This window comes from Marinospirillum insulare DSM 21763 (genome assembly GCF_000686905.1).
GTDB lineage: Bacteria > Pseudomonadota > Gammaproteobacteria > Pseudomonadales > Halomonadaceae > Marinospirillum > Marinospirillum insulare.
The window spans coordinates 281,993-307,422 of sequence record NZ_JMLW01000001.1 but is presented as its reverse complement, the minus strand read 5'-3'; the positions used below and the strand labels follow the sequence as shown (position 1 = coordinate 307,422).

At 43.5% G+C, this 25,430-nt stretch carries 22 protein-coding genes; 18 read left to right on the top strand and 4 right to left on the bottom strand.

Features of this window, described 5'->3' with window-relative positions; genetic code table 11:
• Positions 1 to 317, top strand: a 317-nt coding sequence (locus BP27_RS0101530; protein ID WP_027850035.1) for an IS30 family transposase, incomplete at its 5' end; no start/stop codon positions are given.
• A 162-nt stretch (positions 318 to 479) separates the two neighbouring features.
• Here the strand turns inward: BP27_RS0101530 and BP27_RS0101525 are convergent.
• Together BP27_RS0101525 and BP27_RS14860 are read right to left on the bottom strand one after the other, a co-directional pair.
• The gene (locus BP27_RS0101525; RefSeq protein ID WP_027850034.1) at positions 480 to 1,829 is read right to left on the bottom strand and encodes a sigma-54-dependent transcriptional regulator; all 1,350 of its coding nucleotides are present in this window, start codon (positions 1,827 to 1,829) and stop codon (positions 480 to 482) included.
• Between the two features lie 17 nt (positions 1,830 to 1,846).
• Positions 1,847 to 2,893, bottom strand: a complete 1,047-nt coding sequence (locus BP27_RS14860) for a sensor histidine kinase (RefSeq protein WP_051610117.1) — start codon at positions 2,891 to 2,893, stop codon at positions 1,847 to 1,849.
• Between the two features lie 98 nt (positions 2,894 to 2,991).
• Here BP27_RS14860 and dnaE point away from each other — a divergent pair, with 98 nt between their 5' ends.
• The 16 genes from dnaE (at position 2,992) to BP27_RS14840 (ending at position 20,914) form a co-directional block, all read left to right on the top strand.
• Positions 2,992 to 6,558, top strand: a complete 3,567-nt coding sequence (gene dnaE / locus BP27_RS0101515) for a DNA polymerase III subunit alpha (protein ID WP_027850033.1) — start codon at positions 2,992 to 2,994, stop codon at positions 6,556 to 6,558.
• Between the two features lie 129 nt (positions 6,559 to 6,687).
• Positions 6,688 to 7,650 (top strand): acetyl-CoA carboxylase carboxyl transferase subunit alpha, encoded by a 963-nt coding sequence (gene accA / locus BP27_RS0101510; protein ID WP_027850032.1) that lies wholly within the window; start codon positions 6,688 to 6,690, stop codon positions 7,648 to 7,650.
• A 100-nt stretch (positions 7,651 to 7,750) separates the two neighbouring features.
• Positions 7,751 to 9,031, top strand: a complete 1,281-nt coding sequence (gene tilS, locus BP27_RS14855; protein WP_150112003.1) for a tRNA lysidine(34) synthetase TilS — start codon at positions 7,751 to 7,753, stop codon at positions 9,029 to 9,031.
• A 124-nt stretch (positions 9,032 to 9,155) separates the two neighbouring features.
• Entirely contained in the window at positions 9,156 to 10,805 is a 1,650-nt protein-coding gene (locus BP27_RS0101500) for a CTP synthase (protein ID WP_027850031.1), read from the top strand.
• Positions 10,802 to 11,668 carry a 3-deoxy-8-phosphooctulonate synthase gene (gene kdsA, locus BP27_RS0101495; protein ID WP_027850030.1) on the top strand — a complete coding sequence of 289 codons (867 nt, stop codon included), beginning with the start codon at positions 10,802 to 10,804 and terminating at the stop codon, positions 11,666 to 11,668. Before BP27_RS0101500 ends, kdsA begins: the two co-directional genes overlap by 4 nt.
• Before the next feature lie 50 nt (positions 11,669 to 11,718).
• On the top strand, positions 11,719 to 13,011 hold the full coding sequence (gene eno, locus BP27_RS0101490) for a phosphopyruvate hydratase (RefSeq protein WP_027850029.1): 1,293 nt from the start codon (positions 11,719 to 11,721) through the stop codon (positions 13,009 to 13,011).
• A 36-nt stretch (positions 13,012 to 13,047) separates the two neighbouring features.
• A complete protein-coding gene (locus BP27_RS0101485; RefSeq protein WP_027850028.1) occupies positions 13,048 to 13,461 on the top strand; it encodes a hypothetical protein in 414 nt (137 codons plus the stop codon).
• Positions 13,462 to 13,568: 107 nt separating this feature from the next.
• The gene (gene ftsB, locus BP27_RS0101480; RefSeq protein ID WP_027850027.1) at positions 13,569 to 13,895 is read left to right on the top strand and encodes a cell division protein FtsB; all 327 of its coding nucleotides are present in this window, start codon (positions 13,569 to 13,571) and stop codon (positions 13,893 to 13,895) included.
• Entirely contained in the window at positions 13,888 to 14,640 is a 753-nt protein-coding gene (gene ispD, locus BP27_RS0101475; RefSeq protein ID WP_027850026.1) for a 2-C-methyl-D-erythritol 4-phosphate cytidylyltransferase, read from the top strand. Before ftsB ends, ispD begins: the two co-directional genes overlap by 8 nt.
• Positions 14,641 to 14,646: 6 nt before the next feature.
• Positions 14,647 to 15,129 (top strand): 2-C-methyl-D-erythritol 2,4-cyclodiphosphate synthase, encoded by a 483-nt coding sequence (gene ispF / locus BP27_RS0101470; RefSeq protein WP_027850025.1) that lies wholly within the window; start codon positions 14,647 to 14,649, stop codon positions 15,127 to 15,129.
• A complete protein-coding gene (gene truD, locus BP27_RS14850; protein WP_051610113.1) occupies positions 15,117 to 16,211 on the top strand; it encodes a tRNA pseudouridine(13) synthase TruD in 1,095 nt (364 codons plus the stop codon). The genes ispF and truD overlap by 13 nt, the downstream gene beginning before the upstream one ends.
• Positions 16,212 to 16,222: 11 nt before the next feature.
• Entirely contained in the window at positions 16,223 to 16,978 is a 756-nt protein-coding gene (gene surE, locus BP27_RS0101460; protein WP_027850024.1) for a 5'/3'-nucleotidase SurE, read from the top strand.
• Complete coding sequence (locus BP27_RS0101455) at positions 16,957 to 17,631, top strand: protein-L-isoaspartate(D-aspartate) O-methyltransferase (protein WP_051610112.1); 675 nt, start codon at positions 16,957 to 16,959, stop codon at positions 17,629 to 17,631. Before surE ends, BP27_RS0101455 begins: the two co-directional genes overlap by 22 nt.
• Complete coding sequence (locus BP27_RS0101450; RefSeq protein WP_027850022.1) at positions 17,628 to 18,536, top strand: DUF368 domain-containing protein; 909 nt, start codon at positions 17,628 to 17,630, stop codon at positions 18,534 to 18,536. The genes BP27_RS0101455 and BP27_RS0101450 overlap by 4 nt, the downstream gene beginning before the upstream one ends.
• A gap of 106 nt (positions 18,537 to 18,642) precedes the next feature.
• Positions 18,643 to 19,635, top strand: coding sequence for an RNA polymerase sigma factor RpoS (gene rpoS / locus BP27_RS14845; RefSeq protein WP_084324473.1), 993 nt, complete (start codon positions 18,643 to 18,645; stop codon positions 19,633 to 19,635).
• Between the two features lie 466 nt (positions 19,636 to 20,101).
• Positions 20,102 to 20,914 carry a DUF3943 domain-containing protein gene (locus BP27_RS14840; protein WP_051610110.1) on the top strand — a complete coding sequence of 271 codons (813 nt, stop codon included), beginning with the start codon at positions 20,102 to 20,104 and terminating at the stop codon, positions 20,912 to 20,914.
• Here the strand turns inward: BP27_RS14840 and BP27_RS0101435 are convergent.
• Entirely contained in the window at positions 20,911 to 21,474 is a 564-nt protein-coding gene (locus BP27_RS0101435) for a hypothetical protein (RefSeq protein ID WP_027850021.1), read from the bottom strand. The two genes, BP27_RS14840 and BP27_RS0101435, sit on opposite strands and share 4 nt — an antisense overlap.
• A gap of 114 nt (positions 21,475 to 21,588) precedes the next feature.
• Here BP27_RS0101435 and BP27_RS14835 point away from each other — a divergent pair, with 114 nt between their 5' ends.
• Positions 21,589 to 23,805, top strand: a complete 2,217-nt coding sequence (locus BP27_RS14835; RefSeq protein WP_051610108.1) for a YgiQ family radical SAM protein — start codon at positions 21,589 to 21,591, stop codon at positions 23,803 to 23,805.
• A gap of 53 nt (positions 23,806 to 23,858) precedes the next feature.
• On the opposite strand, the gene BP27_RS0101420 is transcribed toward BP27_RS14835, so the two are convergent.
• Positions 23,859 to 25,283: a DUF7305 domain-containing protein gene (locus BP27_RS0101420; protein ID WP_150112002.1), complete on the bottom strand. Its 1,425-nt coding sequence runs from the start codon at positions 25,281 to 25,283 to the stop codon at positions 23,859 to 23,861.
• Positions 25,284 to 25,430 lie beyond the last annotated feature (147 nt).

The window sequence follows — 25,430 nt, the reverse complement described above, 5'->3', positions numbered from 1 at the left end:
CTTCTGTTGGTTTAGTACATACTCTAACGGCAGATAATGGTAAAGAGTTTGCTGAGCATCAAGCCATTGCAAAAGCACTGAATTGTGACTTTTACTTTGCAGACCCTTATGCTTCTTGGCAACGTGGATTGAATGAAAATACAAATGGCTTAATACGTCAATACTGCCCCAAAGGTTCATGCTTTAAGCACTTAGATGATGAGCATTTTGAATTCATTATGCATCGTTTAAATAACCGACCTAGGAAAACACTTGGAATGAAAACACCAAATGAAGTATTGTTTGAAGAATTACAGGCTGTTGCACTAGCAAGTTGAATCCAAGCTTAATTAAACCTATATTAAATCAGGGATTCAGGCTGCCTACTCTACCGAATAGCCTGCCTAATGACTAGAACATCTTCCCATAATTTATCTGTAAATACTGAGCACTAATGCAACTCAGAGTTACTTTACGTTAGCCTTGGTAACGATATTTCCTTATAAATTTTGGTCTAAACAACCTTCTTCTCGCATTCTTGCTAATTTATAGCGTAATGTTCTGGGACTTATACCCAAACGTTCAGCCGTTTCTTTTTTTCGACCAGACTCCTGCTTGAGAGCTTCAAGAATCATTTGCTGCTCTTGCTCCCACAAATCATCTTTCAACGCCTCTCCCGTAAGCTCAGCTTTTGGCTCTTCTAAAGGAACAGAAACATCTGCCTCTATAACTAAACTTTGCAGAGTTATCTTATCTCCAGTCGCTAGAATTAACGCCCTTTGAACAACATTTTCTAGCTCACGCACATTACCTGGCCAGCTGTGCTCTTTTAATCTTTTAACAGCTTCAGGATGTAAAGCTGGTAATTTTTTAACGCCCATTCGCTGCGCATGCTTAGCAATTAAAAAGTTTGCTAAGGGCACTATATCAGCAGGTCGAGACCTTAAAGGCGGCCAAGCTAAAGGAAAGACATTTAAACGATAATAAAGGTCTTCACGAAACAACCCATCAGCAACTGCTTGCTTAAGATTTCTGTTACTGGTTGCCAAAACTCGAACATCTAACTTCAGAACCTTGCGTCCACCTAAGCGTTCTACCTCTTGCTCTTGCAAAACGCGTAAAAGCTTAGCCTGTAATTCAAGCGGCATTTCAGTAATTTCATCTAGCAGAAGTGTGCCACCATCTGCCTGTTCAAATTTACCGGCTGTACTGGCACTTGCTCCAGTAAAAGCACCCTTCTCGTAACCAAATAAAGTTGCTTCCAATAAACTCTCAGGTATAGCAGCGCAGTTAATTGCAATAAACGGTTTAGCTGAACGACCAGACTCATTGTGAATAAAGCGTGCTAACACCTCTTTACCTGTACCTGATTCGCCACCAATCATTACAGAAGCATCACTTTTGGCGACTCGGCTAGCCAACTGCAACAGCTCACGACTCGCAGGGTCTTCAACAAGCGGCTGATCAGGTGAGGCTTGCTTGCTGCCCGACTGAGCATCAAGCAAAGGCTTAATCACTTTAACCAGCACTTCAGGGTCAAAGGGTTTGACTAGGTAATCAGCTACACCTTGGCGCATGGCCTCAACTGCTTGATCGATACTCCCAAAGGCTGTCATTAAAACCACAGGAATACCCTGCCAACTTTCTTGAATAGCATTCAACAGCTGGTGCCCATCCATAACTGGCATACTAACGTCTGAAACAACCAGGCTGACAGGCTGCTTTTTCATTTTCAACAAAGCTTCTTGACCATTTTCTGCAGAAATATACGACCAGCCTTCTAATGACAAGGTATCTTCTAGTGCTTCGCGAAGATCGGCATCATCTTCTACAATCAAAATAGGGTGCATCCACTCTCTCCAAAATCTTACTTTTGCTCAGCATCAGTGCCTGTAGGCAAAGCCAACCAAGCTCTAACTCCCTGACCCACACTGGTTTGTAACCAAAACCGTCCTTTATGTGCCTCAACAACAGCCTGCACTATAGCCAGACCCAACCCAGTACCTTGTGATTTAGTTGTATAAAAGGGTTCTTGTGCATTTTTTACCTTGCTGGTATCTATACCCGGCCCATCATCAGCCACACAAATCAAAAGGTGTCGACCCATTAGCCCAGGCAGATCATCTACCACCTCTAAATGCAGAGTAATTTTTGGTGCTGGGCTGACTGCCTCTACAGCATTATTAATTAAATTTAGAATTGCCCCCACTAAAGAGTCAGGACTAACCACCAGCTCGCCTTCAAGCAGACCTACTTCCCAAGCAAACTGTAATTTATTTCTTTCAACTAAGGGCTGCACTGCTTCCTGCAAGGCTGTTAAAAACTCTTCAACTTGCATACGGCGAGCCATGCGCGTTTCACCCTTGGCAAAAATCAGCATGTCGCGTATTTGTTGATCCATGTGCTGTAAGCGACCTTTTATTCTGGCAGCAAATTTCTTTTGTTGCTCAGGCTCTAGGTTGTCTTTTTGTAAATGTCCTGCATAAAGTAGCGCTGTAGATAAGGGAGTTCGTAACTGATGAGCCAAGGATGCAACCATTTTACCCATAGAGGACAGGCGTTCATGCCGTGCCAACTGCTCTTGCAACCTTCGTGTTTCAGTTAAGTCTTGCAATAAAATTAACTGACCAGCCCCCTCTGTTAAAGAACTAATAGAGAGACTTACTCGCCGACCATCACGCAAGGATACCTCATGCCCATCATCACTGCGTGGTGCAAAAGCTCCTTGTACAACAGATAACCAAGACTCGCCTACCAACGGCTCTCCTAAAATAGCAGTAGCAGCAGTATTAGCTTGGCTAACTTGACCATATTGATCCAACATCACCAAACCTGCTGGCAAAACGGCCAAGACATCAGCTAGCGCCTGCTCAGCAGCCTTAGCAGCGAGTGTTCCATCTTTATTTGCAACCACCGCAACCTCTTTAATATAAACTATCTTTAAGTCATTTTCGCACAGGCTAGCCCATTTTGGTTAGAATGGCCGTTTTATAATTAACTCGCTGGAACTCCATGTCGACACCTTTTGTTCATTTACGCCTACACACTGAATTTTCTTTAGATGACGGCCTAGTTCGCCTAAAACCTCTAGTTAAAAGAGCCGTTGAACTTGGTTATCCAGCTCTGCCACTAACCGATGAAAGCAACCTCTTTGCTTTAGTTAAATTTTATAAAGCCACCCAAAGTGCAGGCATTAAACCCCTTATAGGTAGTGACTTCTGGTTAGAACCTACAGACGAAAAATCGCCACCTGCCCGTATAACGCTCTTAGCGATGGACAATACTGGCTATCTAAATTTAACTGAGCTTATTTCACGCGCCTGGCTAGAAGGCCAACAGTTAGGCAAAGCTTACCTTAAGTTTGAATGGCTAGCAGCACAACCAGAAGGCCTGCTTGCTTTATCAGGCGCAAAAGAAGGCCCAATTGGTCAACTACTGCTAGCAGGCCATCTAAATGAAGCAGCAGAACTCACCCAGAAATGGATGCAGACGCTACCTAACGCTTTTTATCTAGAAGTACAGCGCACAGCACGAGTAGGTGACGAAGAGTGCTTGCATGCCAGTGTAAAACTAGCGCAACAGCTCAACTGCCCCCTAGTAGCAACCAATGACGTTCGTTTTATGGAGCGCAAAGATTACTGGGCACATGAAACGCGTGTTTGTATTGGTGAAAGCCGAACCTTAGATGATCCAAGACGCAAAACGCCCTACTCAGAAGAACAATACCTTAAAAGCCCAGAAGAAATGCAGTCGCTTTTTAGCGACCTCCCCTCTGCTTTAACCAATAGCGTTGAAATAGCTAAGCGTTGTAACGTAGAGGTACGTTTAGGGGAGTATTTTCTACCTAAACTACCCATTGAACCAGGCATGACAGAGGATGATTACTTTCGTAAAAAATCACACGAAGGTCTAACCAAACGCCTTGAACACCTTCACCAACCTAGACCAGAAAACTTTGCAGAAATAGAAAAAGAGTACCGTGACCGACTCGACTTTGAATTAGACACCATTGTTCAAATGGGTTTTCCTAGCTACTTTCTTATTGTTGCAGACTTTATTAACCAAGCAATACAAGACCAAGTGCCAGTTGGCCCAGGTAGAGGTTCAGGTGCAGGCTCACTTGTGGCTTATGCTTTAAATATTACCGACCTAGACCCTCTAGAGTACAGCTTACTTTTTGAGCGTTTCCTTAACCCTGAACGGGTTTCCATGCCTGACTTTGATATTGACTTTTGCATGGAAGGTCGAGAAAAAGTAATTAATTATGTAACCCAAACCTATGGCCGAGAAGCGGTATCCCAAATTGTTACTTTTGGAACCATGGCAGCCAAGGGCGTGGTTAGAGACGTTGCCCGCGCCCAAGGCAAACCCTACGCAGTGGGTGACCGCCTATCCAAAGCAATACCTTTTGATGTTGGCATGACGCTAGCCAAAGCCGCAGAAGATGTAGAAGAACTTAAATCACTAGAAACCGCCTACCAAGCTAAGTTACAAGGCGAGCTAAGTGAGCAAATGCTAGAAAGCCTAGACCAAGAAGGCTATGAAGTTTGGGCCATGGCGCGTGAACTAGAGGGTGTGGCTCGTAACACTGGTAAACACGCGGGCGGGGTTGTTATTGCACCCAGCAAACTCACCGACTTCGCCCCAGTTATGGCCGACGAAGAAGGTAAAGGCTGGGTTGTTCAATTTGATAAAGACGACATAGAAGAAGCAGGGCTGGTTAAGTTTGACTTCTTAGGTTTGCGTACCCTAACCATTATTGACCGTGCGCTTAAAGATATTAATAAAAATCTCCAACCAACCGATGAAAATTTTTTAAAAATCACGGCCATACCCCTGGATGATAAAAAAACGTTCGACCTCCTTAAAAAAGCCGAAACCACAGCAGTTTTCCAGTTAGAATCGCGGGGTATGAAAGAGCTCATCAAAAAGCTCAAGCCCGACAGCCTAGAAGACATGATTGCTTTAGTTGCGCTTTTCCGCCCAGGTCCTCTGCAGTCAGGCATGGTAGATGACTTTATTCAGCGTAAACATGGTTTATCGCCCATATCTTACCCCCACCCTGACTATAACCACGAATCACTAAAACCCGTACTTGAGCCAACCTACGGCATTATTCTTTATCAAGAACAAGTAATGCAAATAGCCCAGGTAATGGCTGGCTTTACTCTAGGCGGTGCCGACATGCTAAGGCGCGCTATGGGTAAGAAAAAGCCTGAAGAAATGGCCAGAATGCGCCAGCTATTTATGGAAGGTAGTGAAAAAAATGGCATAGACCCAACAGAAGCAGGGCAGATATTTGATCTAGTAGAAAAGTTTGCTGGCTACGGTTTTAACAAGTCTCACTCTGCAGCCTATGGTTTAGTTTCCTACCAAACAGCTTGGTTAAAAACGCATCACCCCGCTTCATTTATGGCAGCGGTTATGTCAACCGAAATGAACAATACTGAAAAAGTTGTTATGTTGGTTGAAGAAAGCCGAGCCATGAAATTAACCATTACACCACCAGACGTAAACCTAGGTAGCTGGTACTTCACCGTTAATGCTGCAGGCGAAATAGTCTATGGTCTTGGTGCTATCAAAGGGGTAGGTGAAAGCCCAGTTGAAGCGATTATTGAAGCCCGCAACCAAGGTGGACCTTTCAGCGACCTATTCGACTTTTGTAGTCGTGTTGATATGAAGCGCCTTAATAAGCGAGCTATAGACGCTCTAATTCGCAGCGGCGCACTCGACCAACTAGCCACTAGCCGCAACCTGCTTTTGGCTGCTTTAGAAGATGCGCTAAAAACAGCCGATCAAGCCAATAGAAACCTTAGCCTAGGAATGGATGATTTATTTGGTGGCCTGAGTAGCCAAGACACCAGCCAAACCACTGACCCCTATGCAGCCTACCTAGGTACACCTCAGTGGACAGACAAACAGCGCCTAGCTGGTGAAAAAGACACCCTCGGACTCTATTTAACAGGGCATCCAATAGACGAGTATGAAAATGAGCTTAAACGCTTTGTTAGTAAAAAAATTGCTAACCTCCAACCTTCGCGAGACTCACAGCGCATAGCTGGCTTAGTTATGGCTTTTCGCACTATGAAAAGTAAACGCGGCGATACCTTGGCGTTTATGACGCTAGATGATCGTTCAGGGCGTATTGAAGTTTCGGTTATGGGTGAAGACTATGAACGCTTTAAGTCACAACTAACCAAGGATGCACTGCTTATTTTAGAAGGTGAAGTGCGCGAAGACAGCTTTACTGGCGGCCTAGCCATGCGCTGTAAAGACCTAACCCCTATTGCAGAAGCACGCAGTAAGTTTGCTCGAGCTCTAGAGATACGTTTTAATGAGCCTACTTTTGATAAGGAAATACTTAAACAGCTAACCCTTTGCCTAGCCAAATATAAGCAAGACTCAGGTTTAGCTTTACAGCTTAACTACACTTGCCAACTTGGTAAGGCAACACTCTTACCTAGCGATCAGTGGCAAGTGGAACCTAGCGACGCCCTGCTAGAAGACCTAAACCAGCTCCTAGGCAAAGAAAGTGTACGACTAGTTTACCTAAATGAAGGTGAAGCGCGTAAAAACTGATAGAAACCGAGTAAAGCTACTGCTTAAATTTTGAGTCCAAGGCAACTTTCGTCTATAGTTGCCGCAAGTTTAAAATTACAACGCATTTTTCTTGTTAATAGCTGCTGAATAAATTCTAGGCAAAAAACCATGAACTTGAACTATTTAGATTTTGAACAGCCCATTGCTGACCTTGAAACCAAAATTGAAGAATTACGTCTGGTTGGCAACAACTCAGATCTGAACATCACCGATGAAATTACGCGCTTGCAAGAAAAAAGCTACAAACTAACCGAACAGGTTTTCTCTAACCTCTCAGCTTGGCAAGTATCGCAACTATCGCGTCATCCTATGCGTCCTTACACCTTAGATTACTTAGATCTATTGTTTGATGACTTTGATGAACTGCATGGTGACCGTCATTTTGGTGATGATGCCGCTATTGTTGGTGGTATGGCACGTTTAGATGGCCGCCCAGTGATGGTTATTGGCCACCAAAAAGGCCGCGATGTTAAGCAAAAAGTTAAACGTAATTTTGGTATGCCACGCCCTGAAGGCTACCGCAAAGCTCTGCGCCTTATGGAAATGGCTGAACGCTTTAAAATGCCTATTTTAACTTTTATTGATACGCCAGGTGCCTACCCAGGTATAGATGCAGAAGAGCGCGGCCAATCTGAAGCGATAGCATTTAACCTAGCAGCTATGTCACGCCTTAAAACCCCCATTATCTCGACCATTATTGGTGAAGGTGGTTCGGGTGGCGCTTTAGCCATAGGTGTGTGCGACGAACTAATGATGCTGCAATACTCAACCTACTCGGTTATATCACCAGAAGGTTGCGCTTCTATTTTATGGAAAAGTGCCAGCAAGGCAGCCGATGCAGCCCAAGCAATGGGCCTAACTGCAGACCGATTAAAAGAACTTGGCCTAGTAGATACACTGATTCCAGAGCCTTTAGGTGGCGCACATCGTAACCCAGAAGAAATGGTTGTCAGCTTAAAAGCTGCGCTGAGCCAAACCTTAGATAAGCTAGATAAAAACACAGATGAAGAACTGCTAGAAAGACGCTACCAGCGCCTAATGAGCTACTCTTCTTTGCAAGATATTTCTTAACCCAAAGTTTTTTACTCTAAACTTCTAAGTTAGCTACTAAAAAGAGGCGATTTATTCGCCTCTTTTTTTGCCTAGTTTTCTTTTTAATCTGCCCTATTTTATGCACCCACTTGTAAAGCAACTAGAGCTCACCCTGCCTTCCGACACCACTAAAATTTGTGTCGCCTTAAGTGGCGGCTTAGATTCACGCGTACTTTTTGAACTCGCTAGACAGCTGGCAGAAGTGCAACCCACTATTCAATTAAGAGCCCTTCATATTCATCACCAGCTTTCTAAATTTGCTGATGACTGGGCGGCTTTTTCTCAGCAAATTTGTGACCTAGCCCAAATTCCTATAAGTATTCACCAAGTAGACCCACAAAGCCTTGCCAGCGCCAGCCTAGAAGACAGAGCAAGACGCGCTAGGTACCAAGTGTTTGAACAAGAATTAGAAGAAGGCGAAGTGCTTTTGCAAGGGCACCACCAAGATGACCAAGTAGAAACCCTTTTATTACGCCTATTACGCGGTGCGGGCACCCTAGGCTTAGCCAGTATTCCTTTGCAAAGACCCTTGGGTAAAGGGCTGATTCTTCGCCCCTTATTAACCACTCCCAGAGCTGAACTGCTTAAATTTGCTCAAGCTTCCCAATTAAAATGGGTAGAAGATGACAGCAACTTTGAAGTCGACTTTGACCGTAATTACTTGCGCTTAGAAATCCTACCCCTGCTTCAAAAGCGCTTCCCAAACACTAACCAAAATCTAGCCCGTGTTACCCAGCTAGCCGCTGAGAGCCAGCAACTTAACCAAGACCTAGCAAAACTTGATTTAGCCAACTGCCAACTCACTGAACAAAGCCTTAACCTAGAAGAGCTTTTAAAATTAGCAAACTATCGCCAAGTGAACTTATTGCGTTATTGGTTGCTAAGTAGAAACTTAACCCTACCCGGCCACCAAATATGGCAAGAACTCACCCAGCTCTATTCAGCACAAAAAGATGCTCAGCCCAAAATTAGTTGGGACAAAGGCGATAAACAAGTAGAAGCTAGGCGCTTTCAAAATCAATTATTTATAGCAGCTAGCCGTTACTTTCAACCCCTAGCCAAAGATTGGCAAGCCAGTTGGGATGGTAAAACACCAGTGAATACACCAGCTGGAAGCATTAATTTTCAGCTAACTCACCAAGAGCATCAGGAGATTCAAAACCACTTCACCTTGCAAGCGCGTCAAGGAGGTGAAGTTTTACGTCAAGCCAAGCGTGGACAGCGGGATGCAAAACGTTTGCTACAAGAATTAAAACTACCACCTTGGCAGCGCCAACAACTTGTTTTTATCTGGCATAAGCAAACTCTGGTTGCTATCGATAAATACTTAATTGCCGAAGGCTGGCAGATCATTAATTGAGTCGATTCCTGCTTTGGATTTTTTAACCCTTCTGTTAGACTAGCTTCCCATCTAAGGCTTTTCCTCCCTGTTTTTTGTTCTGACTGAAAAAAGTCAGAACCTGATCTATTTTCGGACGGTTTTCATGACGCGTTACATATTCGTGACTGGTGGTGTAGTTTCATCTTTAGGGAAGGGCATAGCCTCTGCATCCCTTGCAGCAATCCTTGAAGCACGTGGCTTAAAAGTCACTATTATGAAACTGGACCCCTACATCAATGTAGACCCAGGCACCATGAGCCCTTTTCAGCACGGTGAAGTATTTGTTACCGAAGATGGCGCCGAAACTGATTTAGACCTAGGTCACTACGAACGCTTTATTCGTTCGCGTATGACCCAAAAGAATAACTTTACCACTGGCCGTGTTTACGAAAGTGTTTTGCGTAAAGAACGCCGTGGTGATTATTTTGGTGGCACAGTACAAGTGGTGCCACACATTACTGATGAAATTCAAGAAAGAGTTATAGAAGGTGCTAAAGGCTACGACATCGCCCTTATAGAAGTGGGTGGAACCGTAGGCGATATTGAATCCTTGCCTTTCTTAGAAGCCATTCGCCAACTTAGAGTTAAAGTGGGTTCGAAAAATGCATTGTTTATGCACCTTACGCTCGTCCCTTACATTAAAACGGCTGGCGAAACCAAAACCAAGCCGACCCAACATTCAGTTAAAGAATTACGCTCCATAGGTATTCAACCTGATATTCTTATTTGCCGCTCTGAAGTAAGCATTGAGGCAAACGAACGCCGCAAAATTGCCCTCTTCACTAACGTTGATGAAAACGCCGTTATCTCACTGCCCGATGCCGATACTATTTATCGCATTCCTGGCATGCTACACGAGCAAGGCTTAGATGAAATTGTGGTACAGAAATTTGGCCTAACTGCTCCAGAAGCTGATTTAAGCGAATGGGTACAGGTGGTAGATGCCAAACTTAACCCACAAAAAACCATTAAAATTGCCATGGTTGGTAAATACATGGAGTTGCTTGAAGCCTACAAATCACTAATTGAAGCCATACAGCATGCGGGTATAAAAACGCGTACCAAGGTAGAAATTGATTACATAGACTCTGAAGAAATTGAAAGCAAAGGTACTGGTCGCCTAGAAGATAAAGACGCCATTCTTATTCCAGGCGGGTTTGGTGAAAGGGGTGTGGAAGGTAAAATTCTAGCTGCTCAGTTTGCGCGTGAAAATAAAATTCCTTACTTAGGTATTTGTTTAGGTATGCAGGTTGCTGTTATTGAGTTTGCACGTAACCTAGTGGGCTGGACAGATGCCAACTCAACTGAATTTACTTTAGATACCCAACACCCAGTGGTTGGTTTAATTACTGAATGGTTAACCCCTGAAGGTAAAATTGAAACCCGAGATACCAATTCAGACCTAGGCGGCACCATGCGCTTAGGTGGCCAAGTTTGTCACCTAGAGCCAAACACTAAAGCTTTTGCCAGCTATGGTGCAGAAAAAATTGTTGAGCGTCATCGCCACCGCTATGAAGTAAACAATCAGTTTATTGGTGAGTTAGAAAAAGCAGGGCTGATTATTTCTGGTCGCAGTGAAGATAAAGCGCTAGTAGAAATGATTGAACTACCCAATCACCCTTGGTTTGTTGCTTGCCAATTCCACCCAGAATTTACTTCAACACCGCGTGATGGCCACCCCTTATTTACTGCCTTTGTAAACGCTGCTCTAGCACATAAGGCTGAGCGTAAAAATACAGGCAACCTAGTATGAATCAAAGCCTTAACAACCTAGCCAGCATCAAAGTTGCTGACCTAACACTGGCCAATGATCGTCCATTTGTTTTATTGGGCGGTATGAATGTGTTGGAATCACGCGATATGGCTATGCGTGTTGCAGAACACTATGTTGAAGTGACCCAAAAGCTAGGTATTCCTTACGTTTTTAAAGCCAGCTTCGACAAGGCCAACCGCTCCTCTATTCATTCTTTTCGTGGCCCGGGTTTAGATGAAGGTTTAAAGCTGCTTCAAGAAATTAAAAATACTTTTAACCTACCCGTTATTAGCGATATTCACGAATGGGAGCAGGCTATCCCTGCTGCAGAAGTGCTAGACATTTTGCAACTACCTGCCTTTTTAGCCCGCCAAACTGATTTGGTCACTGCCATGGCTAAAACTGGCAAGCCCATTAATGTTAAGAAACCTCAATTTATGTCACCCGGTCAGGTAGGTAATTTGGTTGAAAAATTTGCTGAAAATGGCAACAACCAAGTGATGCTCTGCGAGCGCGGAGCCTGCTTTGGTTACGACAACCTAGTAGTGGATATGCTAGGTTTTGGGGTAATGAAACAAGTAGCCAGCAATGCCCCCATTATTTTTGACGTCACCCATGCTTTGCAAATGCGTGATGCAACCGGTGCGGCTTCAGGTGGTCGTCGTCAACAGGTAGCAGAGTTAGGACGTGCCGGCTTAAGCCAAGGCATTGCTGGCTTATTTTTAGAAGCTCACCCTAATCCTGATTTAGCTAAATGCGATGGCCCTTCAGCCTTACCGCTGCATCAATTAGAACCCTTTTTACAACAAATGAAAGCAGTGGATGACTTAATAAAATCACTGCCAAAATTACACATCGACTAACCCTAATATAAAACTAACTATCCTGACGGACATAATTGGAGACTCTTTTCATGGCTAAGATTATCGATATTAAAGGACGTGAAGTATTAGATTCACGCGGCAACCCAACAGTAATGGTTGACCTGGTTTTAGAGGGTGGTTTTAAAGGCAGTGCTTGTGCGCCTTCAGGTGCTTCCACTGGTTCACGTGAAGCGCTTGAGCTGCGCGATGGCGACAAGGCTCGCTACTTAGGCAAGGGCGTGCTTAAAGCAGTGGCTAATGTTAATGGTCCTATTCGTGATGCACTGCTAGGTAAAGATGCCAGCCAACAAGCGGCTATCGATAAAGTCATGCTTGACCTAGACGGTACAGAAAACAAAGCTAAGCTAGGTGCTAACGCCATTTTGGCAGTTTCTCTAGCTGCTGCTAAAGCTGCCGCAGAAGCACAAGGCATAGAATTGTTTGAACACATTGCCAAAATTAATGGCACGCCAGGCGTTTATTCCATGCCTGTACCCATGATGAACATTATCAATGGTGGCGAACACGCAGATAATAACGTCGATATTCAAGAATTTATGGTACAGCCTGTTTCAGCACCCAACTTTGCTGAAGCCTTGCGTGCTGGTGCTGAAATTTTTCATGCCCTAAAAAGCGTTCTACAAAATAAAAAGCTTAGCACTTCCGTAGGTGATGAAGGTGGCTTTGCTCCTAACCTAGCCTCTAACGCAGATGCTTTAGCAGTGATTAAGCAAGCCGTTGCTGATGCAGGTTATGAACTCGGTAAAGACATTACCCTAGCTTTAGACTGTGCCGCTTCTGAATTTTACAAAGATGGCCAGTACAACCTAGCTGGTGAAGGTAAAGTGTTTACCGCAGAAACTTTTAGCGACTACCTAGCCGACCTTTGCAACACCTACCCCATTGTTTCTATTGAAGATGGTTTAGATGAAGCCGACTGGGCTGGCTGGAAAATTCAAACCGAAAAGCTAGGTGATAAAGTTCAGCTAGTGGGCGATGACTTGTTTGTTACCAATACTAAAATTTTACAAGAAGGTATTAGTAAAAATATTGCTAACTCCATTCTTATTAAATTCAACCAAATTGGTACGCTAACAGAAACCCTAGAAGCCATTCAAATGGCTAAAGATGCGGGTTATTCAGTGGTTATTTCTCACCGCTCGGGTGAGACAGAAGATGCAACCATTGCTGATCTAGCCGTAGGTACGGCAGCGGGCCAAATTAAAACCGGTTCACTCTGCCGCTCAGACCGAGTTGCTAAGTACAACCGTTTATTAGTGATCGAAGAAATTTTAGGTAGCCAAGCGCCTTATGCTGGTTTAAAAGCCATTAAAGGTCAGTAGTTAGAGCAACCATTGATTTGTATGAAGGAACGAATAATGAAAAATCTTCTTAAAGCACTGTTAATGACCTTGTTAGCTACCAGCTTGCTTGCTTGTGTTTCTCAGCCACAACAACCTGCTCAGCCTATAGGTCCACAGCGCCCAGCTTGGATAGATAACCCGCAATCAGTTGGCGATATAGTGGGTTTAGGCCGCGCTGGCTACCACTTTAAAGGTGCTGCGGCACAACGTGAGCTAGCCACAAGTCGCGCTTTAGATGAAATAGCTAGGCAAATGGGTGTCACGGTTAGCAATGTTCTAGTAGCAAGCCGACAAGCAACCAACACAAGCCATAGCTCAAGTTTGGCCACTTCCACAGAGCAAACCGTTAAAGGAAATGTTGTAAACGCCGTAGTCCATGGTGAGTGGAAAGAAGGTGACACCTTATACATTCTTATGGTTGGGCGTTAAGCATTAGCTAGCTAAAAACCACCTTTGTTAATTAAAGCCTTACAAACCCTGAAATTGCTTAGCTTCTTTCAGGGTTTTTTATACTTAGCATCCAATGACAGGTAACCATGTCTCGAATCCTTTCGGTGTTAGTGATACTGCTACTGTTAATAACCCAGTACCGCCTTTGGTGGGGTGAGAATGGTTTACTTGAATATTGGCAAACCAAAGCCTTAGTTTCTGATTTAGAAGCAACCAATCAAAAACTACAAAAACGTAATGCTAGGCTTAATGCCGAAGTAGAAGACTTAAAAAGTGGCTTAGATGCCGTAGCCGAAAGAGCCCGTTTCGATTTAGGTATGATAGGCAAAGATGAAACCTTTTTTTGGCTGATTGGCGAACCACCAGCAATATACAAAACATCAGAACAAACTACCGAGCCAACTCATGACTAATAACACTTGCCTTTGGTGTGTATTACCAGCCGCTGGTATTGGTGAACGCATGGGGGCAGATTTACCTAAACAGTATTTACCCTTGTTAGATCAAACGCTGTTAGAGGTTACTTTAGGACGTATTCACCAAGCCTTTCCTGAAGCATATTTGGTTTTACCTCTGCACCAAGAAGACCTTTGGTGGCCTGCAGTAGAGCTAAGATTTTTAAAACGCTATCCTCAAGCAAAGCTAATAACCTGCTTTGGTGGTAAAGAGCGTGCTGATTCAGTACTAAATGGTTTAAACGCACTCACAGCTTTGGCCCACCCCCACGACTGGGTGCTAGTGCATGATGTAGCCCGCCCTTGCATTACCCAGCTAGATTTACAGCAACTGGTTACTGGTGTAAAAAATCACCTGGTAGGTGGCTTATTAGCGGCTCCCGTAGCCGATACGATGAAACGCGGAATGTCTGTTAACAACAGCCACCAAGTCAGCGCTACCCTTGATCGTAACCATTTATGGCATGCGCTTACCCCACAAATGTTTCGTTATGAAAAATTACACACAGCTTTAACCCAGGGTTTAGAAAAAGGCTTAAAGCTAACTGATGAATCTTCCGCCTTAGAAGCAGCTGGTTACCAACCCTTGTTAATTCCAGGACGCAGAGACAATATAAAAATCACTCACCCTGAAGACCTAGCTTTGGCTGAACTGCTTTTAACCCATCAACAAACAACTACTCAAACCACTAGGGAAAAATAATAGCTTATGCGTATAGGACAAGGCTTTGATGTTCATAAATTTGGCCCGGGTGAGTTTATTACTTTAGGTGGCGTACAAATTCCTTACCACCAAGGGTTAGAGGCTCATTCAGATGGCGATGTGCTGATTCATGCTTTATGTGATGCCTTGCTCGGTGCTTGTGGTCTAGGTGATATAGGTCATCACTTTCCAGACACCGACCCAGCTTTTGCAGGGGTGGATAGCCGTATTTTATTACGCCAGGTAATGCAAGCAGTGACCCAGCGTGGTTACCAGCTAACTAATGCTGACCTAACGATTATTGCTCAAGCACCCAAAATGCAACCCCACCTCCCAGCCATGTTAGAAAAGCTTGCCGCTGACTTAGCTACCCCTGTGGATAGATTAAACATAAAAGCCAGCACCACAGAAAAACTAGGCTTTGTAGGAAGGAAAGAAGGTATTAGTGCTTTAGCCGTGGTTTTATTGGAAAGCTCATGCAAGCAGTAAATAACTCACTAGAAAATCAGCTAGCGCAACTAGAAAGTCAACTAACGCAGCTTCCTAGCCTCTTCCCTTCCTCTCCTTGGCAAGGGGTTTATCGCTTAGAACCGGAAGATTTTCAAGTTGAAGAAGTACTAGGTTTTGAGCCCGAAGGGCAGGGTGAGCACCTTTACCTCTGGGTAGAAAAAAAGGGCAGTAATACCGCTTTTGTTGCCCAAGAGCTTGCTAGAAGCGCAGGTGTACACCCTTCTGCTGTAGCTTATTCAGGCTTGAAAGATCGCCAAGCTATTACCCGCCAATGGTTTTCTTTACACCTACCTGGTCAAGCCGACCCAAGTGTTGAAACGCTTAACTCAGCTAATTGGCAGGTTTTAAAAATGGCTCGCCACCCACGTAAGCTAAAACGGGGGACGCATCGCAGCAACCGTTTTACCCTGCGCCTTAGAGTTGATAATACGGATGACACGACTGGTCACTGGCTAGAGAAACGCTGGCAACAAATTACCCAACAAGGCGTACCCAACTACTTTGGCCCCCAACGCTTTGGGCGCGGTGGGCAAAACATTCATAAAGCATTAAGTTGGTTAATGGCTAATCCACCTATCAAACCACCCAAGCGCCAAGAAAAAAGCATTTACCTTTCAGCGCTGCGTAGTGCTTTGTTTAATGCCTGGTTAGCAGAAACCCTTAATAACCAACACTGGATAAAACCTTTACAAGGCAGCTGCTTTAATTTAGAAGGTACCCGCAGTTATTTTTCTGACCCAACCGCTACCGATCTAAGTAAGCGTTTAGCTTCAGGCGATATTAACCTAGCTGGGCCTTTAGCTGGCAAGGGTCATCTACAAAGTTCTGGTTTAGCTTTACAAGCTGAAGAAGCTTTTCGTGAAGCCTATTTACCCTACTGGCAAGCCTTAGCAAATCAAGGTTTAAAAGTAGAATATCGCCCCTTGCGAATGCAGCCTAAAGCAACCGAATTTAACTGGCAAGCTCCTTGGCTAACCCTTGGTTTCACCTTGCCTAGCGGCTGCTTTGCTACCAGCCTCTTAGCAGAATTAATCAATGCCAATGATGCACAAATTAACTAGGGAGTGTTTTTATGCGACTTCTTTTATCTAATGACGATGGTGTTCATGCCGATGGGCTAGCTACTTTAGCGGCTGCCCTAAAAGATTTAGGTGACCTACTCGTGGTTGCGCCTGAGCGTAACCGCAGTGGCGCCAGCAATTCCTTATCCTTAGATCGTCCGCTCTACCCACAACAGCTTAACAATGGCTTTTGGTCAGTCGATGGCACACCCACTGACTGTGTTCACCTAGCAGTGGGTGGAGTATTTGGTCATCTGCCAGATTTAGTTATTTCTGGCATTAACCACGGTGCAAACCTAGGTGACGATGTGCTTTATTCAGGCACCGTAGCCGCTGCAACTGAAGGCCGCTTTTTGGGCTTGCCAGCCATAGCAGTATCTTTAGCAGGTCAAAACCATTTTGCTACTGCAGCAGAGGTGGTGCGTAAGCTGGTTAAAAGCTTTATAGAAGGCCGTGATCAATTACAATTACCACCACGCAGCCTCTTGAATGTAAACGTGCCTGATGTACCTTTATTTGCTTTAAAGGGCTATGAAATAACCACCCTAGGCCACAGACACAAGGGTGTTGACCCAATTAAAACTATCGACCCACGTGGTCAAGCTCGTTACTGGATAGGCGGTGTGGGTAATGCCGCTGAAGCAGGTGCAGGAACAGACTTCCATGCAATTAACAACGGACAGGTTTCTATTACCCCTTTACAGTTTGATATGACTCGACACGAAAGTCTTGATCAGGTGAAAAAATGGCTGAATTCTTGCGATTAAACCCTCAATTTAAAGGGATAGGCTTTACTTCACAACGTACCCGCGACCGCATGGTTAAACGCTTAGTGGAACAGGGTATAAAAAATCCTCAAGTGCTAGATGCTCTGGGTTATTTACCTAGGCACTTATTTTTAGATGAAGCTTTAGCGCACCGTGCTTACGAAGATACCGCCCTACCCATAGGCTTAGGTCAAACACTTAGCCAACCCTATATAGTGGCACGCATGACCGAGCTACTATTAGAAGTAGAGCCCAAAAAAGCCCTAGAAATTGGCGCGGGCTCTGGTTATCAGGCCGCTGTTTTAGGCTGTTTAGTGCCTGAAGTTTGGAGCGTAGAACGCCTTGAAGCTTTATTAGAAAAAGCCCGTAGCCGCATTAAAAATTTAAAGCTGAGCAATGTTAGGTTGCACCTTGCCGATGGTCATTATGGCTTAGAGCGTGAAGCACCTTTTGATGCCATTCTAGTCACCGCAGCTCCTAAACAACTTCCACCTAACCTTTTTGAACAGCTAGCCGAAGGCGGGCGTTTAATCGCTCCTATCGGTGATGAACACCAAATGCTAAGAGTTTACGACAAACGCAACGGCCAAATGCTGCAAACCGATATCGCTGCGGTACGCTTTGTGCCGCTATTACCCGGAACTGAAAAATGAAACTAAGCCAAATTTACCTACGCGGCCTGCTAATGGGTGCAGCAGACATTGTTCCAGGCATTTCAGGTGGTACCGTCGCTTTTATAACAGGTATTTATGAGCGCTTAATTAATAGCCTACGCAGTTTTGATTTAAAGCTTTGGGCAGTCTGGAAAAAACAAGGGTTTATTGGCTTATATAAAGCAGTGGATGCTAGTTTTTTAATCACCCTTTTACTGGGTATTTTATCCAGTCTACTCTTGTTATCCCATTTAATTAGCTGGCTGCTTGCTAGCTACCCCTTGCACCTAAATGGGCTGTTTTTTGGTTTAGTGGTTGGTTCAGCAGTAATTATTTCACGCGAAATGGGTGGCTGGTCACTTCAGCAGGTTTTTTTCATACTTTTTGGTGCAGTTATCGCCACCTTTATTAGCCATATTTTACCCAGTATCGGCAGCATAACCCCACTAACTTTTTTTATTGCCGGCATGATAGCTATTTGTGCAATGATTTTGCCCGGTGTATCTGGCAGTTTTCTATTACTCACCCTTGGTCTTTATGCGCCACTGGTTGAAGCAATAAAAGCATTAAACCTAACTTTAATTGCAGCTTTTGCACTAGGTGCAGGAAGTGGACTGCTGGCTTTTTCACACTTATTAGGCTGGTTGTTTGACCACTTTAAAACCGCCACCTTTGCGGTTTTATTTGGTTTTGTTATTGCTTCACTCAAACATATTTGGCCTTGGCAATTCTTAACTAGTTATAAGATAAATGAACAAGGAAAAATGCTTCCTTTAGACACACAAGTGTTACTTCCTTGGAAATACAGCCAAATAACTGAATTACCCTCACATCAAATCAGTGTTTTAATTTTAATGCTACTTGGCCTACTCGCAGTGATCTACCTAGCTTCTAGAAGTAAATAGCTTAAAACCTGCTTACACGGCATACAACTTGCAAGTTTTAGTTTAGCAATCTAAGTCATCCTCCTATAGCACAGCAGGTGCTATAGCAGCTTACTGGAGCAGAGATATGACCAAACAAACGCTAAACAATGCCTACCAATCAAGCCAATCCACCGAGTTCGATGAGTACAAAAGGGCTAGCCTTTTAGGTGATCCACAACCCCTAGAGCTTGAAGCAAGCACAGCCTTTGAACAGGCGTTAGAAAACGAACGGCTAACTCGCAACAACTCACTAGATGCCACTCAAATTTACCTCAATGAAATTGGTAGATCTCCCCTACTAACAGCTGAAGAAGAAGTGATTTATGGTCGTCTAGCAAGGCAAGGCGATGCAGCTGGTCGAAAACGCATGATAGAAAGCAACCTACGCCTCGTTGTAAAAATTGCCAGACGCTACAACAACCGTGGTTTAGCGCTACTCGATTTAATAGAAGAAGGTAACTTAGGCCTAATTCGAGCCGTTGAAAAGTTTGATCCCGAACGCGGGTTTCGCTTTTCTACCTATGCAACCTGGTGGATAAGGCAAACCATTGAACGTGCTTTAATGAACCAAACTCGTACCGTACGCCTACCCATTCATGTTGTTAAAGAGCTCAATGTTTGCTTAAGAGCAGCTCGTGAACTATCCCAACAATTAGACCAAGAGCCTACCGCAGAAGACCTAGCCAAACACCTAGAAAAACCCTTGGATAGCATTAAAAACCTAATGGGATTAAACGAGCGCAACGCATCTTTTGATCATCCAGCTGGACCTAATGCAGACCGCCCACTATTAGAAACCTTGGAAGGTGAAAATACTGACCCTTTAGATGAGGTGCAACAACAAGACTTAAGTGTTTATGTTGAAAATTGGCTAACCACTCTTACAGAAAAACAAACAGAAGTTATTATAAGGCGCTTTGGCCTTAGGGGGCATGAAGCAGCAACCTTAGAAGAAGTAGGCCAAGAGATAGGTTTAACCCGCGAAAGAGTAAGGCAAATACAAATGGAGTCCTTAAAGCGCTTAAAAAAACTGCTAACTAGGCAGGGTATAAGCCTAGAAGCTGTGATAAGTGGTTAGTTCCATGTACGCATTTGCATACATCGCTGAATGCTAACTACAGCATCTTCCTCAACTTAAACTGACATAAGTCAAAAATAAAACATAACTATTTGATTTTAATAGAAAAAATAAAAATAGCATAAGTAAGGGATAAGAGTTTTAGGCCTTTCTACTTCACATAAAAGTGTTAATCTATAACTGTCGTCAAGGAGCTAGGAAGCAAAGACAACAAGGATAAACGGAAGCAAGGTGCAGCGTTAAAGGAGGTCAGGAAGACCAAACGGGAAAGCATCGGAGCAGTCTAGGAAAGGCTGAACAAGCAGGCAAGCTTACTAACAAGGAAGTTCCCCGGGCGGCTTAGGCCGCCCTTATTTTTTCGTGTTATACTCCTTCGCCTTACAAACTACTCATTTCGGCAAAGTCCTTCACTATGCGAACAAGAAGAATACTGGCTCTTCTACTGGCATTTATTTGTTTACCAGTTATGGCCCATACTAATTATCAGTCCACTCAGCTAACCGATCAGCACACCCCTTTACTTAACTGCCATAGCCTTGCTTGCCAATACTGGTTAGCTAACCCAAACCCTGTTCAGTCGGTAGCTGAAACCCCAGACCTTGCAGCTAGATCCAACACAGAAAAATACACCAGCATGCTAAAAGAAACTCGCAATATGGGTATTTTATCTTTAGGTATTATGGGCTTGCTTTATGTTATGCCAGAAAGTGTTTCTAAGTGGGATAAAGACGAAATGAAATTCAATACACTGGGCAAAAAATGGAAAGAAAATATCAGTGATGGGCCTATTTGGGATCAAGACGAGTGGGGGATTAACTACATAGGTCATCCCTATTTTGGTGCTGCCTACTATATGGTCGCACGTAACCAAGGGCTGGGACCTTTAGAGTCGGGAGCCTACTCCTTTTTAATGTCTAGTTTTTTATGGGAAATGGGTATTGAAGCCTTTGCAGAAGTTCCTTCCAAGCAAGACCTTATTATTACTCCTTTAATTGGTTCAGTCATTGGTGAAGCCTTCTTTATATGGGAAAAGCGCATAGAAGCCAACCATAGCCAGGTGATGGGCTCAACTTTTCTAGGTAAAACAACCCTAGTCCTCTTAAATCCTGCTGGCACAGCATCGGCTGGTATTAATCGCCTTCTTAATGGTGGTTCATCAGAGGCTGCAGGTTTACAAGGCGGATGGGTAATCCAAGCACCTCGTTCAGGCTTTATTCCAGGCGAAGGCCAGGTGATTGAACCTGGCTGGGTAGGCTTAGAGATGAAATACGGTTTTTAAGAAGAAAAACTTAAGCTAATAAAACCTTCAGCTTGGCTTTTAATTTTTACTTCTTGATTAGTCTCGGGGTTAAGTAATTTTGCACTAAAACCACCATAACGAAGCCCTGTTTCTAAACTCCACCCACTAGACCCTAAAGGAAGCAATAAGCCCGCCTGTACGCCAGCAGAAGGTCCAGACTGGTATTTATTGGCCGCCTCAACTTCTAAATCAACCAAACCACCATAGATACCTGTAAAAACCTGCCAAGACTTATCTGCACGCCATAGGTAATCATAATTAGCATGAATGGTACGAGTGTTCACTTCATCCCAAGTATAAAAATTTAAGTCTGCGTAAACTCTATAGCTTGGCTGTTTAACACCTAATACCACACCAAAACCACTGGTTGTAGAGCTAGCTGAGCTAGCAACACCAGAGAAATCAGTATCTGCCATAGCTAACCTTAAACCAAACATTGGCTGAGTTTCGGCTAATGCTACTTGGCTAGTAACCAGACCAACCATTAAGCTAGTTATTAGCAAACCACTATTTAAACAACTTAAATTTTTAAACCTCATAAGACCACCCTGTTAAATTTTAAAGCAGGATAACGCTTTTTACCTGACGCTTCATCTAGCTTAGGGTAAAATGACATATATCAACTTTATTTCTGCTCCGCTCGGTACCCCTTCATGTCTGTTCGTAAAATTTTTGACTACCCAAAATATTGGGCTGAATGCTTTGGCACAGCCCCCTTCCTACCCATGAGCCGTGAAGAAATGGATCTTCTTGGCTGGGATAGATGCGACATTATACTGGTCACAGGCGATGCCTATGTAGATCACCCATCGTTTGGTATGGCAGTTATAGGCCGCACACTTGAAGCACAAGGCTTTAGGGTAGGCATTATTGCTCAACCAGATTGGCAGTCTAAAGATGATTTTATGAAGCTAGGCAAACCAGAGCTTTATTTTGGGGTAACCGCTGGCAACATGGACTCAATGATTAATCGGTATACAGCAGAACGTAAAGTTCGCTCTGACGATGCCTACACCCCAGGGGATATTGGAGGAAAGCGCCCAGACCGCGCCAGCCTTGTTTATACCCAACGCTGTAAAGAAGCTTGGAGCGATGTACCCGTTGTTCTAGGAGGAATTGAAGGCTCTTTACGGCGCATTGCTCATTATGACTACTGGCAAGACAAGGTACGCCGCTCAATTGTATTAGATTCTAAAGCCGATATTTTACTCTTTGGTAATGCTGAGCGTGCTTTAGTTGAAGTTACCCACCGTATCGCCCAAGGTGAAGACTTAGCCAAAATTACCGATGTGCGCGGTACAGCTTTTATACGCAAAGACACCCCTGCAGACTGGCTAGAAATTGATTCTACTCGAGTAGACCGACCCGGTAGAATTGATAAAATTATTAACCCCTATGTTAATACCCAAGATACCGAAGCCTGTGCGGTTGAACAGCAAAACACTAATCCTTTTACAGAGGCTAGTTTAGACAACCAAACCGAACAAGCACTTGAATTGCTTACAGTTGAACAAGCCAAAGAGCGTAAACAACTAGAAAAACTGGTAACTGGAAAGCAACGTGATAAAAGTGTTATTCGCCTACCTAGTTTTGAAAAGGTTAGCAAAGACCCCGTACTCTATGCCCACGCCAACCGAGTACTACACCTAGAAACCAACCCAGGCAATGCTCGTGCGCTTGTTCAAAAGCATGGCGATCAAGACCTATGGATTAATCCACCGCCACTTCCTTTAACTACTGAAGAAATGGATGCAGTGTTTGATCAGCCCTATGCGCGTGCGCCTCACCCAGTTTATGGTGATGCTAAAATACCCGCTTGGGATATGATTCGTTTTTCTGTGAATATAATGCGTGGCTGTTTTGGTGGCTGTACCTTCTGCTCAATCACCGAACATGAAGGCCGCATTATTCAAAATCGTTCTAAAGACTCTATTTTGCGTGAAATAGAAGCCATGCGAGACAAGGTAAAAGGCTTTACTGGTATTGTTTCTGACTTAGGTGGCCCTACCGCTAATATGTATCGCCTAGCCTGCAAAGACCCTAAAGTAGAAGCTTCTTGCCGTAGACCTTCTTGTGTTTTTCCAGGCATCTGCTCTAACTTAAATACTGATCACAGCGCTTTAATAGAACTTTACAAAGAAGCACGCACTTTACCTGGTGTGAAGAAGGTATTAATTGCATCTGGCCTACGTTATGACCTAGCCGTTGAGTCGCCTGAATACATAAAAGAGCTGGTGACTCACCATGTGGGCGGCTATTTAAAAATTGCCCCTGAACATACAGAAGATGGCCCGCTTTCAAAAATGATGAAACCGGGCATTGATAGTTATGATAGGTTTGAACAGCTTTTCAATAAATTTTCTAAGCAAGCTGGGAAAAAACAGTATTTGATTCCCTACTTTATTGCTGCCCACCCAGGCACTAGCGATGAAGATATGATGAACCTAGCACTTTGGTTAAAAGGTAAAGGTTTACGAGCCGACCAGGTACAAGCTTTTTACCCTTCACCCATGGCAACTGCCACCACCATGTACCACACCGAGCGTAACCCACTTAGCAAGGTCGACTATAAAAGTGACAAGCTAGAACCTATTAAGGGTGAAAGGCAAAGAAGGCTGCATAAAGCTTTTTTACGTTACCATGACCCAAAAAACTGGCCAATGCTGCGCGAAGCTTTAACAAGCATGGGTAGAACAGATTTAATTGGCTACAGTAAAAAACACCTAGTACCACCGACTGACCCTATTAAAGGTACTGCAAGAGCAAAAGATTTTCAGGGTAAAGCTAGGGTATTAACTCAGCACACAGGGCTACCACCCAGAGGTAAGCCTAACGTAGGCAGGCAACAAAAGTCTAAGAAAAGAGCTTGATTTTTAACAGAAATAAATCAGCTAGGCAGCTCAAAAGCTGCCTAGCTTCACACTTAATAAATAATTTCAAAGTTAATGTCTAGTTGAGGTGTGTAGCCACTTCCACCTTCACCACTTTCATCTTCACTATTTCCACCATCAGGCGGATCATCAAAATTACCAGTAGCGTCATCAGATGCTTTACCAAACTCTTTATAACGAATAGAACCACCAAGTGTAGCCGTTACATTATTACCAAAGACCTGACCTTGAATATCTCCAGAACCAGATACGGTTATATCTGACACAGCGTAAATCATGCCATAGATAGGCCTAATACCCATAATGTTAACGGCTTTTAATATATTTCGATTACCGCCATTCGATAAGAGAGTAAATAAAGGCGCACCTCTATTATTGGTTATATTTCGATTAGTGAACTCAAATAAACCAGACTGAGTAAAAGTGCCATCTACGATTAAAGTCAGGCTGGAGTCATTATCTATATGTAGTTTGGAAAAACCTCCTAACCAAACATCACCTTTAACATAAAGAATCACATCGCCACCTGATATTCTTAAAGTAGGTTTATCGCCATTAATCCATATCCCGCCACGATTAATGGTTAGCTGATCTAAAACAGCTAGTTTTTTTGCAGGGCAGCTTTCATTGCAACCTGGATTCTTTTTGGCATCACAGCAGGCAACTCTTCCTAAAAAGCTTGCATCAACAGGCTCATAAAAAGGGAAATCAACCTCTATATCTTTTCTTTCTTTTGCATCATAAACTGTTAAACCTTGAGGTGTTATTACACCACGAGTAATTGGATAAATACCTATGTTTCTATCAAACAAACGACTTGAAGATTTAAACTTAAATTTTGTCTTATTTAATTTTGCTATTTTTTTTGAATCAATTTTATTTTCATCTATATAAAACTCAGACTCATCTATAAACTTCGCTAGTTCTAAAGGATCGGAGGTAATTGTTTTATCAATTTCTCTTTTGTCACCTCTAATCCTTCCAAACCAGCTGGTTCTAATTTTATTTTTAGCCTTAACATTACCCTCAATTCTTGCACCAATTAAAGAGGCCTTAATGGTTCCTGAGCTAGTAGCAACATTATTGCCCATAATTTTTTGTAAGTTACTTGTTACACCATTTTGTTGAACTTCTTCTCCTGGTTCACTTGCAGTGCCACCTCCACCACCTATTTGATTAATTTCTAGGCGGCCCTTACCTATAAGCTTGATTATGGGAGCAGTCTCTTTACCCTGCCAAGCAACTAATTCAACTGCAATTTCATCATCTCCACATTTTTGATTAAGGTTAGCTAGTTTCCAGTAAACATCTGCATTTTTAGCTGAACTAGACTGAAAGTTATTAGCTACACCTTTAAGTTTGGTGTTTAGCTCGTCATACACATCATTGCATACTGCAGTTTGGTTATTTTTATCACTCAGGTTGGTTCTTTTGGCATGAGCTTCAACTGTGTACATTCCCTGATAGATAGCCGAATCTAGGCTAGGTAAATGTAAGTTGCTAGTAGCAACCCGCTCTTCAGTGCTAGTGGTAGACACATTAGAAACCACTAGAGCACCAATAAATAGCATGACTAACAAGGCGACGACTAAAATATAGCCTTG

What these genes read in the sequence shown, in the direction of transcription:
- BP27_RS0101525 (WP_027850034.1), bottom strand. Translation starts at nt 1,829, where the DNA reads ATGCACCCTATTTTGATTGTAGAAGATGATGCCGATCTTCGCGAAGCA.
- dnaE (WP_027850033.1), top strand. Translation starts at nt 2,992, where the DNA reads ATGTCGACACCTTTTGTTCATTTACGCCTACACACTGAATTTTCTTTA.
- accA (WP_027850032.1), top strand. Translation starts at nt 6,688, where the DNA reads ATGAACTTGAACTATTTAGATTTTGAACAGCCCATTGCTGACCTTGAA.
- tilS (WP_150112003.1), top strand. Translation starts at nt 7,751, where the DNA reads ATGCACCCACTTGTAAAGCAACTAGAGCTCACCCTGCCTTCCGACACC.
- BP27_RS0101500 (WP_027850031.1), top strand. Translation starts at nt 9,156, where the DNA reads ATGACGCGTTACATATTCGTGACTGGTGGTGTAGTTTCATCTTTAGGG.
- kdsA (WP_027850030.1), top strand. Translation starts at nt 10,802, where the DNA reads ATGAATCAAAGCCTTAACAACCTAGCCAGCATCAAAGTTGCTGACCTA.
- eno (WP_027850029.1), top strand. Translation starts at nt 11,719, where the DNA reads ATGGCTAAGATTATCGATATTAAAGGACGTGAAGTATTAGATTCACGC.
- BP27_RS0101485 (WP_027850028.1), top strand. Translation starts at nt 13,048, where the DNA reads ATGAAAAATCTTCTTAAAGCACTGTTAATGACCTTGTTAGCTACCAGC.
- ftsB (WP_027850027.1), top strand. Translation starts at nt 13,569, where the DNA reads ATGTCTCGAATCCTTTCGGTGTTAGTGATACTGCTACTGTTAATAACC.
- ispD (WP_027850026.1), top strand. Translation starts at nt 13,888, where the DNA reads ATGACTAATAACACTTGCCTTTGGTGTGTATTACCAGCCGCTGGTATT.
- ispF (WP_027850025.1), top strand. Translation starts at nt 14,647, where the DNA reads ATGCGTATAGGACAAGGCTTTGATGTTCATAAATTTGGCCCGGGTGAG.
- truD (WP_051610113.1), top strand. Translation starts at nt 15,117, where the DNA reads ATGCAAGCAGTAAATAACTCACTAGAAAATCAGCTAGCGCAACTAGAA.
- surE (WP_027850024.1), top strand. Translation starts at nt 16,223, where the DNA reads ATGCGACTTCTTTTATCTAATGACGATGGTGTTCATGCCGATGGGCTA.
- BP27_RS0101455 (WP_051610112.1), top strand. Translation starts at nt 16,957, where the DNA reads ATGGCTGAATTCTTGCGATTAAACCCTCAATTTAAAGGGATAGGCTTT.
- BP27_RS0101450 (WP_027850022.1), top strand. Translation starts at nt 17,628, where the DNA reads ATGAAACTAAGCCAAATTTACCTACGCGGCCTGCTAATGGGTGCAGCA.
- rpoS (WP_084324473.1), top strand. Translation starts at nt 18,643, where the DNA reads ATGACCAAACAAACGCTAAACAATGCCTACCAATCAAGCCAATCCACC.
- BP27_RS14840 (WP_051610110.1), top strand. Translation starts at nt 20,102, where the DNA reads ATGGCCCATACTAATTATCAGTCCACTCAGCTAACCGATCAGCACACC.
- BP27_RS0101435 (WP_027850021.1), bottom strand. Translation starts at nt 21,474, where the DNA reads ATGAGGTTTAAAAATTTAAGTTGTTTAAATAGTGGTTTGCTAATAACT.
- BP27_RS14835 (WP_051610108.1), top strand. Translation starts at nt 21,589, where the DNA reads ATGTCTGTTCGTAAAATTTTTGACTACCCAAAATATTGGGCTGAATGC.
- BP27_RS0101420 (WP_150112002.1), bottom strand. Translation starts at nt 25,283, where the DNA reads ATGTACACAGTTGAAGCTCATGCCAAAAGAACCAACCTGAGTGATAAA.